The sequence below is a fragment of the Bacillus cereus group sp. MYBK216-1 genome, from assembly GCF_051916495.1.
GTDB lineage: Bacteria > Bacillota > Bacilli > Bacillales > Bacillaceae_G > Bacillus_A > Bacillus_A thuringiensis_K.
Genome location: NZ_JBQAGT010000016.1, coordinates 26,072 through 38,744, shown reverse-complemented (window position 1 = coordinate 38,744; position 12,673 = coordinate 26,072). Strand labels below are relative to the sequence as shown.

Below are 12,673 nucleotides of genomic sequence, written 5' to 3'. Positions count from 1 at the left end.
TAAGTATCATTTTTCAACAATAAACATTCGAACATACTAATATTATGTAATATGGAAGTTACACTACATTAGAAGAAAACAAATAAGGGAGAGCGTATACTATGACAAGATTTGCGAATCAGCATGTAGAGAACACGATTTTAGAAGAGGATGTAGAGCTTTTAAAACTTATGGCACACCCAATGCGTTTAAAACTGATCAATGAGCTTTCTAAACATAAAACACTAAATGTAACCCAAATGACCGAAATTTTAAACATTCCACAATCAACAGTTTCCCAACACTTATCTAAAATGAGAGGGAAGGTTCTAAGAGGAAATCGTCAGGGGTTAGAAATTTACTATAGCATCGAAAACCAAAAAGCTGAAGAAATTATGGGATTATTAGGACCAATACAATAAAATATTAAGTTTACCATTTAAAGATTTATTTATATAGAATACTAAGCCCTCCTTGTTGTGGAGGGTTTTTATTTATTAATTTTTTAAGTAATTATTACTTTAATCCAATGACATCAATATCTTAAATATGTCACGATTTAAAAGAAGCGGGAATATCAGCTGTTTTTCATAGCTTATCAAATGGCGAAGTTCCTAAGGGTGGAGTAATCACGGAAGAAGGTATATTAGACAATACCATCTATACAAGCACTATGTGCATGGAGTCTGGCGCATATTATTATCATACCTACGATTGTAGACAAATTAAAACCATTGATTTATTTGATGCAAACTAAATAGAATAGGTAAACTGTATAAAATACAAATTCAGGGTTCTTATGTGGTTTTAATCTGTTTTTAAATGAAAAATCAATAACTCATAAATATTACAACCTTCCAAAAATCAAAAAGGAAGCGTGATTAGCTTGTAGATTAAGTCTGTTTTAAAACTGATGTATACGGGGGACAATCCCATAAACATCAGTTTTAAAACATTAGATACTTTATTTATCAAGTTAATGCGAGTTACATCAGTATAGGAAACGTTGGAAATCTAAATCTTTGTTTATATGTTAATTACTTCAAACGTATCCCTTCGAATGCGTTTATAACCAAGTCATGTACATAGGATTCATCCAACTTTTCACCGGTTACTAGCAAGCGATAAAAAATTGGTCCGTAAATGAGATCGATGCTTAATTCAACATCGAGGTTTTCTTTTAATTCTCCTCTGTTAATTCCCTTCTCCAGAAGTTGCTTTGCTTGCAGTCGACGTGGTTGGAAATATCGAGCACGATATTCCTCTGCTAGTTTCGAATCAAATTGCCCTTCACCAACTAACTCATTGATAATAGTTCCTTCTCGACTGATCAAAAAACTGGCTAAGCTTGTAGCGTGAGTTAAAATATCATTCAATGCTGAACCTGTGTCGGGTACAGGCAATCTGGCAGCAGCAGCAGAAAGAAAACCATCCATTACCACAGCAGCCTTATTTGGCCACCATTTATAAATCGTAGCTTTGCTGACTTTAGCACGGTCTGCAATTTTATCGACTGTGACTGCTTTAAAGCCACTTTCCAATAATAACTCATAGGACGCAGAAAGTATGGCCTTTTGGGTTTCAATATTACGTGGTCGACCTCGTTTACCTTGCACATTAATCATTCCTTTCAAAACATAAACTATACGTTTAGTATACTTAATATGGACAAAAAACAAAATAGCCTATTTACAAAACTGAACGTTTAGTATATATTTTAGTTAATTAATAAACTGAACGTTCAGTTTATTAATTAACTAACTAACTAACTAACTAACTAACTAACATCTTGTAATGGTATGGATATATTTAGATTCCAAAAATCACAAATTAAATTGCTAAAAAACATTTAGAAAAGGGGGATAAAAAAGAGATGAAATGGGATCTTTTAATAGCAGAATGGAAAGTAGTTTAGACTTAATTTATTACAATAAAAAATGGCATCGCAGTAGTAGTTACCAAGGCGATTTAGTAATTTTGAAATAAAAGTATGGGAGGAAATTGTTATGTCTAATTTTAAAAATAAAGCAATTGATAAGGATATTTCATCAGGTTTAATCATTCTTTTAGCAACTGCATGTGGTATTATTGTGGCTAATCTTTATTATGCACAGCCTTTAATTGGGGTAATTAGTAATGAAATTGGACTTTCTAATAGTAGCGCTGGATTAATTGTAACGCTAACTCAAATTGGATATGTTGTTGGCTTACTATTTCTTGTACCTTTGGGGGATATTGTTGAGAATAAAAAATTGATACTTATGTTGTTATTTTTAAGTGCATTTGCACTCATTGCCATGGTTTTTGTAAAAAGCGCAATCTTGTTGTTAATTACTTCATTCTTTATCGGACTGGGGTCAGTCGCAGCGCAAGTGCTCGTACCTCTTGTATCATATCTTTCATCGGAGAATGCACGTGGTCGCGTAGTTGGCAATGTCATGAGTGGTCTGTTATTAGGTATTATGCTTGCGCGACCGATATCTAGTCTAGTAGCCGATATGTGGGGATGGAATGCAATATTTGCTTTATCTGCTACTGTAATTATTGTTTTGGCATTTGTATTATCGAAAGTACTCCCTACCAGGAAACCAAAGGGAAAAACAAATTATATAGCCTTACTTAATTCAATGTGGCAACTGCTACGAACTACTCCAATTTTACGCCGTCGTGCCATTTATCATGCTTGTGTATTTGGGGCTTTCAGCTTATTCTGGACCACTGTTCCATTATTATTATCTAGTCCTGCTTTTCACTTTTCTCAGACTGCTATAGCATTATATGCACTTGTCGGAATTACAGGTGCAATAGCCGCTCCAATAGGTGGTCGTCTAGCTGATCTTGGCTGGACACGACCCGCCACTGGGATAGCTCTCACTGTTGTTATTATTTCTTTATTACTACCACTTTTTATTCAAAGTAGCTCGCCCTTTGGAATAGGTGTTTTAGTATTTGCTGCAATTCTGTTAGACATGGGAGTATCTGCAAACCTTGTGCTTAGCCAACGTTTAATTTTCTCGTTGAGTCCAGAAATTCGTAGTCGATTAAACGGGCTATTTATGGCTATGTTCTTTTTAGGAGGTGCTGTTGGATCCTTTATTGGAGGATGGGCATATGCCTTAGGGGGATGGAATCTAACATTATGGATAGGAATCGCTTTTCCGACCATAGCCTTGCTTTATTTTGCTAGTGAGAAATAGTTCTATAATCAAATTTAAACTGCCTGGAATCGTTTGAATGCTTGTTCATTGGTATGTCTGAGTTTTATAGAATAATTGTGGTTAATTTGAAGTTTTTACATCAGAACCAGATTTTTTGTCTCTATTGCTAAAAGAGCAAAATAGGATCACCTAGAGGTGCCGTAAAAATAGCTAGGAAGCCTTTCGTACGATTAGTAAAATAGTTGTTTTTAAAATTATGAAAGGTACTAAATATATATTTGATATGGCTATAGACTAGGGCTTCGGCTCTAGTTTGTTTTTTGTTTGAAACAAATTACTAATTAATATATATAATGTGCTTATAGGCTTGAAAGCGAGTGGATAGAATGGCATTCAGCAAGGCACAAAACGAAACCACAAAAACTATAAAAAACGCAATCCAGAACAAGCAAAATACCACAATTAAAAAACTATGGCTAGAAGCTTAATTAAGAATCTAGCTACAAAAGAAGAAAAAGAATTAATTGCAAAAAAAGAGGAGAATGGTTGTGTTAGAAAATAAATTAGATATCAAAAATCAGTTGGAATTGAATCGAGTGGAAGAACGACTATCAAAAATGAAAATCAAAAATTTATATGATTCAGGAGAGATAAACCACATAGAAGTTGGTACATTCAAGGGTCTTTCTGACATGCATAAATACCTATTGGAGGATATTTATTTCTTTGCTGGAAAGGTTCGAAAGGTCAACATAGCGAAGGGGAATTTTCGCTTTGCCCCTGTTATGTACTTAAACCATTCATTAGAGCATATTAGCACTATGCCACAAACAACCTTTGATGAAATTGTTGAAAAGTATGTTGAAATGAATATTGCCCACCCCTTTAGAGAAGGAAACGGTAGAGCGACTAGAATATGGCTAGATTTAATCTTTAAAAATGAACTTCATCAGGTGGCCGACTGGAATAAAATTGATAAAGAAGATTATTTATTGGCAATGGAACGCAGCCCAATTATAGATATTGAAATTAAGCATTTACTCCAAAATGCACTAGTAGATGAAATAAATAGTCGTGAAATATTCATGAAAGGAATTAATATTAGTTACTATTATGAGGGATATACCGAATATGATATAGAGAATTTATAAAACAAAAAGGGCTGAGATAGCCCTTTTTGTTTTACACTTTGACAAGTATTTTTTATAAAAAATACTTGTCAAAGTGTAAAATTATAAGAAAGGATGGCGGTTTTGTACGTCTATTTCTGTATCCAATGAATTACAACTATTTGCATAAGAAATACAAAGCTTTTTATCGTTAAATATCTGACGAAATCTTGCCAGAGAGTTTGATTTCTTACGACGAACCCGTAAATTTCAAACAAAAGATATACCCAGTTCATGGGTAAGGATGAAAAAAAGAAAGAAATTCAAGTGATAAAATATGAAATAATACATATTATAATTATTTATTAAGATAAAATGTTATATTTTTGGGTGGAATATATAAATGGAGGAAATGTAATGAACAAGAATTTAAAATTTACTCAAATGATGATCGGGATTAGCACGATGGCATTATCATTTGGAAGTATTCAAACACAGGTATCAGCAGAAGAAACAGCATCCTATAATATCTTACAGATGAAACCAATGGGGACAGAAACTTCAAAAGATGAAATTGTACATGCTACAACAGCGGACGAAACATTGACTTTTGAAGAGCGTTTAAAAGTAGGCGATTTTTCACAACGTCCTACTCTAGTTATGAAACGTGATGAAAGTCAATTAAAGCAAAGCTACACTCTGGCAGAACTGAATAAAATGCCTAATAGCGAACTCATTGATACATTATCAAAAATTTCTTGGAATCAAATTACGGATTTATTTCAATTCAATCAAGATACGAAAGCATTTTATCAGAATAAAGAACGCATGAACGTTATCATTAATGAATTAGGACAACGAGGAAAGACGTTTACGAAAGAAAACTCAAAGGGCATTGAAACATTTGTTGAAGTATTACGTTCTGCTTTTTATGTGGGATATTATAATAATGAATTAAGTTACTTAAAAGAGAGAAGCTTCCATGACAAATGTTTACCAGCATTGAAAGCGATTGCGAAAAATCCAAACTTTACATTAGGTACAGCTGAGCAAGATAGAGTAGTAGCTGCGTATGGAAAATTAATTGGTAATGCCTCTAGTGATACTGAAACAGTACAGTATGCGGTAAATGTTTTAAAACAATATAATGATAATCTTTCAACGTATGTAAGCAATTATGCGAAAGGACAAGCCGTATATGAAATTGTAAAAGGAATTGATTATGATATACAGTCTTATTTGCAGGATACGAATAAGCAACCTAATGAAACAATGTGGTATGGAAAGATTGATAACTTTATAAATGAGGTTAATAGAATTGCTCTCGTGGGGAATATAACAAATGAAAATAGTTGGCTAATTAATAATGGCATTTATTATGCAGGTCGTTTAGGGAAATTTCATAGTAATCCATACAAAGGATTGGAAGTTATTACACAAGCGATGAGCTTGTATCCTCGTCTAAGTGGACCTTATTTTGTAGCAGTAGAACAAATTAAAACAAACTATGGTGGAAAAGATTATAGTGGAAATGCAGTAGATCTACAGAAAGTACGTGAAGAAGGGAAACGACAATACTTACCTAAAACATATACATTTGATGACGGATCAATTGTCTTCAAAACAGGAGATAAAGTAACAGAAGAAAAAATTAAGAGATTATATTGGGCAGCCAAAGAAGTAAAAGCACAATATCACCGTGTAATTGGTAATGATAAAGCACTAGAACCGGGTAACGCTGATGATGTACTAACAATAGTAATTTATAATAATCCAGATGAATATCAATTAAATAGACAATTATATGGATATGAAACAAACAACGGTGGAATTTATATTGAAGAGAAGGGGACCTTCTTTACATATGAGCGTACGCCAAAGCAGAGTATTTATAGTTTAGAAGAGTTATTCCGTCATGAATTTACTCATTATTTACAAGGAAGATATGAGGTTCCTGGTTTATTTGGAAGCGGAGAAATGTATCAAAATGAACGATTAACTTGGTTCCAAGAAGGGAATGCAGAATTTTTTGCAGGATCTACACGTACAGATAATGTTGTTCCGCGTAAAAGTATGATAAGTGGCTTATCATCTGATCCAGCAAGCCGTTATACAGCAAAGCAAACTTTGTTCTCAAAATATGGATCATGGGACTTTTATAAGTATTCCTTTGCACTACAGTCATATTTGTATAATCATCAATTTGAAACATTTGAGAAGCTTCAAGATTTAATCCGTGCAAACGATGTGAAAAATTATGACTCATATCGTGAATCATTGAGCAACAATACACAATTGAATGCAGAATATCAAGCGTATATGCAGCAGTTGATTGATAATCAAGATAAATATAATGTACCGCAAGTAACAAATGATTATTTAATTCAACACGCACCAAAGCCGCTAGCTGAAGTGAAAAACGAAATTGTGGATGTAGCAAATATAAAAGATGCAAAAATTACAAAATATGAGTCGCAATTCTTTAATACATTTACTGTGGAAGGCAAGTACACAGGTGGTACATCAAAAGGTGAGTCTGAAGATTGGAAAACGATGAGTAAACAAGTAAATCGAACTTTGGAGCAGTTATCCCAAAAAGGTTGGAGTGGTTATAAAACAGTTACAGCCTATTTCGTAAACTATCGTGTGAATGCAGCTAACCAGTTTGAATATGATATTGTTTTTCATGGTGTTGCAACAGAGGAAAAGGAAAAAACAAATACTATAGTAAATATGAATGGACCATACAGCGGGATAGTAAATGAAGAAATTCAATTCCATAGCGATGGTACAGAAAGTGAAAACGGAAAAATTATTTCTTATCTATGGAACTTTGGAGATGGTACAACAAGTACAGAAGCCAATCCTACCCATGTATATGGAGAAAAAGGAACATATACTGTGGAACTAACAGTGAAAGATAGTAGAGGAAAAGAAAGTAAAGAAAAAACAAAAGTTACTGTAAAACAAGATCCGCAAACAGGTGGATCTCTTGAAGAGGAGAAGGTACTCCCATTTAATACGCTTGTAAAAGGAAATCTGGTTACTCCTGATCAAACAGATGTTTATACGTTTAATGTTACAGATCCAAAAGAAGTAGATATTTCTGTGGTAAATGAACAAAATATTGGGATGACATGGGTACTTTATCATGAATCAGACATACAAAATTATGTAGCTTGTGGTGAAGATGAAGGAAATACTATAAAGGGGAAATTCGTAGCGAAACCAGGCAAATATTATTTGAATGTTTATAAATTCGATGATAAAAATGGTGAATATTCATTATTTGTAAAATAAATTCATATCCGATATGTATAAATGCTTATCAAAAAACAGTTACTGTAATTCAAAAGGACAGTTAAATGAAATAAGACCGTTCCTAATTATAGGAACGGTTATAAACTTATCATGTGCTGGAGGTCAATCCGAATGGCATGGAATACCTTCTCTAAACAGTATAGACATGAAAATTAACGAGTATACGTAATGATGGCAAACAACAAAACGAAACGGTTACGCTATATAAAAGCGTAACCGTTTCGTTTTGTGACAGTGGCTCATTTATTACATGATATCCTATGGCATGTATTTTGTATTTCATTCTCCTACACACTACTAATTTGTGAAGTATAAGTAAAATTTATGTAAAAAAATAAAATGAAAAATTCTAAAAAAAAGATAAATATTTTCAGATGTTTTTATGCATATTAAAAACTAGGAGGTGAGACACAATGGCAAACAATAATAGTGGAAGCCGTAACGAATTATTAGTTCGTGGTGCTGAAAGTGCAATCGATCAAATGAAATATGAAATCGCACAAGAGTTTGGTGTGCAACTTGGTGCAGACGCAACAGCTCGTTCAAATGGATCTGTTGGTGGTGAAATCACAAAACGTCTAGTAGCAATGGCTGAACAACAACTTGGCGGTGGATTCACTCGCTAATTTTATAGTAAATGGATGAAAAGGAGAGATTATATATCTCTCCTTTTTTATTGGAAAATATCTGGGCAGAGTCTCTTCAGGAGATTTAAGTAAAAGGTCAAACTCCTTTTCTAGATAGCATGAGCTAACCTAATAGTTAGAAATTCATCATTTTGGAACATACTTAATGATAAAAAGCAGTTAGCAAAAGCTAACTGCCATAAGAACATTACATCTATGAATTTAAGGAGTACACATGGTATGCACAAAAGTTTCAAATTTATGTAACTAAAATTAAAATAGAGCAGTTAGTTGTAGCAACTGCTCTATTTAATACAACCTGGGTAAGAAGCAGGTTGTAATGTTTATTATAGATGAAATATTAGTTTTTATTCAGACGTTGAATTATCTTAATTTATTACGACTGTGTCTTGGTCTATAACATCACTATCAAACATGTTTGTTGCACAAACTCCATTAAAAGCATTCACAATGAACCAACATTGGAGGCACTCGGACCATAATACCCTTTCGTATTTTCTTTTGGAGAAACATTATAAAAATCCCCTATATTTATTAAATTATGTATTTTGAACAAGAATTTTAGGTATAACAGATGGCATAGTATTCACCTGCTTCGTAAGTGAGTATTAAAAGTAATATTTTTGAAAAAGATGATTAGGTGTATTTTTAGTAATTACAGTAAAAAGAGCAGCTAGCAAAAGCTAACTACTCGGTAACCAATTTGTTCTAAAACAGGTTAGTTATATTTTGGACAAATTATTAAAAAGTATACAACATAGAAGAAAACATAAAAGAGCAGTAATCTATGTTAACCGCTATAATGAACACCAAAACAAGGGAAGAATATTTATTTTTTAACTCTTAAATAAACTACTATTAAGTAATTACAATATTTAAAAGTAAAAAATGACTTTTGTTAATTACAAAAATCATTTTTTATACCAATTATATTTATTAATTGTTTATTACATTTAATAATATAAATAATTTTATTAAAATAAACGGGGCAAGGAAAATTAACCCAACTGTTGCACATGTTGAAGAGTAAATCCAAAGGGAGAAGTGTAGAAAAAAGAATGACAACAAATTCTCAAAAATCATTATTACGTAGGGGGGAATCTGTAGATAAGATTATAATGTTAACTTGAAATTTTTTTCATCATTAACGTATTATTCTCAAAATGATATAAATCCTCCAAATTAAAGGAGAAATCAAATATGAAATCATCGATAGATAGTATTCAAGAAAGTAAAAGATTAAAAAATCAACAAAAGGATGAGAAAGCAACATGGAAATCAATGTCTATGTTTCTAGTTCCCTTGCTTTTAAGTAACATATTACAATCAGTTGGACAATTATTTGGTATGGTGGTAGTAGGGCGATGGCTTGGTGTGAAGGAATTAGCTGCCATTTCAGCATTTTTCCCATTATTCTTTTTACTTGTTTCGTTTGTAATTGGGATTGGATCAGGTAGTTCGATTTTAATTGGTCAGGCATTTGGTGCCCGTAATGAAGAGCGTTTAAAAGCCATTGTTGGTACGACGTTAACATTTACCTTTATAATAGGAATTATTTTGGCAATAGTGGGAAATGTATTTGCTCTGAACATTATGCGTCTTATGGGTACGCCAGAAAATATAATTGATATGAGTGTGCATTATGCACGTATTTTATTTATTTCTATGCCAGTTTTATTTCTATATTTCTCTTATACAACGTTTATTAGGGGTACAGGAGATTCTAAGACACCGTTTTATTTCTTAATTGTTAGTACATTCTTAAATATAATTCTATTACCTATTCTAATTTTTGGTTGGCTAGGAGCACCCAAACTTGGTGTATATGGAGCTGCTTCTGCTTCTGTTATCTCAACCATTGTAACATTTATTGTTATGCTTATTTACTTAAAGAAGAAGAATCATCCACTGCAATTAGATGAGACCGTACGGAAATATCTTCGTATGGATTGGGAATTGTTAAAACTATTATTACGCCTTGGAATTCCAGCGAGTATTAATATGATTCTTGTTTCATTATCTGAGATTGCGGTAATCGCATTTGTGAATCGTTTCGGTTCTGATGCGACTGCTGCATATGGGGTTGTAAACCAGGTTGCAAGTTATGTTCAGATGCCTGCAGTCAGTCTCGGAATAACAGTATCCATTTTCGCTGCGCAATCCATTGGTGCAAAGCAATTTAATCGATTACAGGAAGTTATTCGTGCTGGAATCGTTATGAACTATATAATTGGTGGTATATTAATTGCTTTTATTTACTTGTTTTCAAGAGAAATCTTATCGTTATTCTTAACGAGCTCGAATACAATCGAAATTGCACATAGTTTGGTGATGATTACACTTTGGAGTTATTTAATTTTCGGCCATGCTCAAATTATTGGTGCGACAATGCGAGCAAGTGGAACTGTATTATGGCCCACTATTATCGGTGTTGTATCGATATGGCTTGTAGAAGTCCCAGTTGCTTATTACCTTTCTTATCATACAAATCTTGGTATAAAAGGAATATGGATTGGATATCCAGCTGCATTTATTGTAAGTTTACTTTTGCAATATGGATATTATAAATTTTCATGGAAAAAGAAACGAATTTCACGACTTGTTAGTTAGGATAGAAGGTGAAAAGATATTCCCTTATAAGTTGTCAATTTTAGGGGGATGGTTACGACATCATCAAGCTAATAAAACCAAGTTACCCTCAAACGGGGTATCTTGGTTTTATATTGTAAATTCAATATCACTCATTTATAAATTTAGTTAGTAACCAGAGTCTTCAGAAGTAAGATTATCTATCATTTTATAATCGTATTTTTGCAATGGTTTTTCAGCAGGCCCTTCAAGTACTTCTCCTGTATACGAGAATCGTGAACCATGGCATGGACAATCCCAAGAACGTTCACCATTGTTCCATTCAACTTCGCATCCGATATGAGTACAAGTTGTATCTACAATATGAAGTTTACCTTCTGCATCTTTGTAAGCTCCTTTTCTATGGCCATCAATATCAATGACGGCTCCTTCATCGTTAGATAAATCATGAATACATTTTTGAGGAATCTCTAACTTTCCTTTAATTAAGTGACCAACAACATTGGCATTTTCGACTAAGAAATTCTTTAAACTAGGATTCATGTGGAAACGAGAGGGAGTATATAATTCCCGATATTTGCTTTTTTCCTTTAATATGATGTCTCGGAATAAAAGAGCAGCTGCAGTCCCATTAGTCATACCCCATTTTCTGTATCCAGTAGCAATTAATATATTTCTCTGATCGGAGGTGATTTCTCCGATATAAGGAATTTTGTCTAGTGTAATTAAATCTTGAGCTGACCAACGGTATGTAATATTTTCAAGCCCAAAAACTTGTTGCCCGAATATTTCCAAGGCTTCATAATGTTTTAGTGTTTCTCCGCCTTGTCCCGTTTTATGACTTTCTCCAGAGATAAGAATAAATTTTTCTCCATTGATTGTTGTAGAACGGAGAGAGCGTGTCGGTTCATCTACACTAATATACATACCTCCTGGATAATCTGTTTTTGTTCTAGCAGCAATTATATAGGAGCGATCTGCATGCATTCTTGTAGAGTAAAGTCCTGCGCCTTCATAAAAAGGGAAATGGGAACAAGAGAGAATATACTTTCCTGTAATTTGAGCTCCTCCACGGGTAAGAACCACAGGTTGCTCGCCAGTTTTTATATTTACTGCTGTGGTATTTTCAAAGATGTATCCACCTTTTTCTGTAATTATATTTGAAAGATGGGCTAAATATTTAAGGGGATGGAATTGTGCTTGATTTCTCATAACAAGTGCATTGTGTATTTTTAAGTTAATAGGAAGTTTGTTTACAAGTTCGCCTTCAATACGAAGATCTTTATAAGCTTCTGCTTCTTTTTCTAACTTAAATGCGTATTCTTCTGTTGTGGAATACAGATAAGCATCTTGTTGAGTGAAATCGCAATCAATGTGATGTTTATTAATTGTGGCTTGAATGAAATTTAAAGCATCTATGTTTGCTTCGTAATACAATCTTGCGGTAGTTTTTCCGGCATATCTTATAAGCTCGTCATAAATCATATCATGTTGAGCAGTAATTTTAGCTGTCGTATGTCCAGTCGTTCCATTTAATAATTTGTCTGCCTCTATAACAGCAACTTTTAGGCCTTCATTTACTAAAAGATAGGCAGAAGTAATGCCAGTAATTCCTCCTCCTACAATAATAACATCGACCTGCATGTCATTTTCTAAGGAAGGGTATTCTGGTAAATGAATACTGCTCGTCCAATAAGATTCGGCGTTATGGGTTAATATTCCACTGTAATTCTCATTATTCGTCACTATAAATCCTCCATCCAATGTTTTATAGTTTTATTATTTCCACTTATTGGAGAGGTAAACTTTGAGCTTAGAAAATAGCAAATTGTGGCTGTGTAGTATATTCAATTAAGACATAATTTTATTT

8 protein-coding genes and 2 pseudogenes are annotated in these 12,673 nt (G+C 33.2%); 7 read left to right on the top strand and 3 right to left on the bottom strand.

Features of this window, described 5'->3' with window-relative positions; all coding sequences use genetic code 11:
• Positions 1 to 101 precede the first annotated feature (101 nt).
• Positions 102 to 401: an ArsR/SmtB family transcription factor gene (locus ACTFRH_RS28170; RefSeq protein ID WP_000196515.1), complete on the top strand. Its 300-nt coding sequence runs from the start codon at positions 102 to 104 to the stop codon at positions 399 to 401.
• A 134-nt stretch (positions 402 to 535) separates the two neighbouring features.
• Positions 536 to 733, top strand: a pseudogene (locus ACTFRH_RS28165) (linear amide C-N hydrolase); the annotation flags it as partial.
• A gap of 283 nt (positions 734 to 1,016) precedes the next feature.
• On the opposite strand, the gene ACTFRH_RS28160 reads toward ACTFRH_RS28165, so the two are convergent.
• Entirely contained in the window at positions 1,017 to 1,604 is a 588-nt protein-coding gene (locus tag ACTFRH_RS28160) for a TetR/AcrR family transcriptional regulator (RefSeq protein WP_003303864.1), read from the bottom strand.
• A 381-nt stretch (positions 1,605 to 1,985) separates the two neighbouring features.
• Between ACTFRH_RS28160 and ACTFRH_RS28155 the strand changes: the two genes are divergently transcribed.
• From ACTFRH_RS28155 to ACTFRH_RS28140, 4 genes are all read left to right on the top strand, one after another.
• Positions 1,986 to 3,176: an MFS transporter gene (locus ACTFRH_RS28155; RefSeq protein WP_000064487.1), complete on the top strand. Its 1,191-nt coding sequence runs from the start codon at positions 1,986 to 1,988 to the stop codon at positions 3,174 to 3,176.
• Between the two features lie 503 nt (positions 3,177 to 3,679).
• Positions 3,680 to 4,288: a protein adenylyltransferase Fic gene (gene fic / locus ACTFRH_RS28150; protein WP_003303862.1), complete on the top strand. Its 609-nt coding sequence runs from the start codon at positions 3,680 to 3,682 to the stop codon at positions 4,286 to 4,288.
• A gap of 375 nt (positions 4,289 to 4,663) precedes the next feature.
• Complete coding sequence (colA, locus tag ACTFRH_RS28145; protein WP_001038991.1) at positions 4,664 to 7,546, top strand: collagenase ColA; 2,883 nt, start codon at positions 4,664 to 4,666, stop codon at positions 7,544 to 7,546.
• 434 nt (positions 7,547 to 7,980) lie between these two features.
• On the top strand, positions 7,981 to 8,193 hold the full coding sequence (locus tag ACTFRH_RS28140; RefSeq protein WP_000002845.1) for an alpha/beta-type small acid-soluble spore protein: 213 nt from the start codon (positions 7,981 to 7,983) through the stop codon (positions 8,191 to 8,193).
• Between the two features lie 389 nt (positions 8,194 to 8,582).
• Here ACTFRH_RS28140 and ACTFRH_RS28135 read toward each other — a convergent pair.
• Positions 8,583 to 8,795 (bottom strand): annotated as a pseudogene (locus ACTFRH_RS28135) (spore germination protein).
• Positions 8,796 to 9,495: 700 nt separating this feature from the next.
• Between ACTFRH_RS28135 and ACTFRH_RS28130 the strand changes: the two are divergent.
• On the top strand, positions 9,496 to 10,824 hold the full coding sequence (locus ACTFRH_RS28130) for an MATE family efflux transporter (protein WP_420042256.1): 1,329 nt from the start codon (positions 9,496 to 9,498) through the stop codon (positions 10,822 to 10,824).
• Positions 10,825 to 10,971: 147 nt separating this feature from the next.
• Here ACTFRH_RS28130 and ACTFRH_RS28125 read toward each other — a convergent pair whose 3' ends face one another.
• The gene (locus ACTFRH_RS28125; RefSeq protein ID WP_000183686.1) at positions 10,972 to 12,549 is read right to left on the bottom strand and encodes an FAD-dependent oxidoreductase; all 1,578 of its coding nucleotides are present in this window, start codon (positions 12,547 to 12,549) and stop codon (positions 10,972 to 10,974) included.
• Positions 12,550 to 12,673 lie beyond the last annotated feature (124 nt).

Excerpts from the sequence above, each read along its gene's own strand:
- ACTFRH_RS28130 (WP_420042256.1), top strand. The coding sequence starts at position 9,496 with ATGTCTATGTTTCTAGTTCCCTTGCTTTTAAGTAACATATTACAATCA.
- fic (WP_003303862.1), top strand. The coding sequence starts at position 3,680 with ATGGTTGTGTTAGAAAATAAATTAGATATCAAAAATCAGTTGGAATTG.
- colA (WP_001038991.1), top strand. The coding sequence starts at position 4,664 with ATGAACAAGAATTTAAAATTTACTCAAATGATGATCGGGATTAGCACG.
- ACTFRH_RS28170 (WP_000196515.1), top strand. The coding sequence starts at position 102 with ATGACAAGATTTGCGAATCAGCATGTAGAGAACACGATTTTAGAAGAG.
- ACTFRH_RS28160 (WP_003303864.1), bottom strand. The coding sequence starts at position 1,604 with ATGATTAATGTGCAAGGTAAACGAGGTCGACCACGTAATATTGAAACC.
- ACTFRH_RS28155 (WP_000064487.1), top strand. The coding sequence starts at position 1,986 with ATGTCTAATTTTAAAAATAAAGCAATTGATAAGGATATTTCATCAGGT.
- ACTFRH_RS28140 (WP_000002845.1), top strand. The coding sequence starts at position 7,981 with ATGGCAAACAATAATAGTGGAAGCCGTAACGAATTATTAGTTCGTGGT.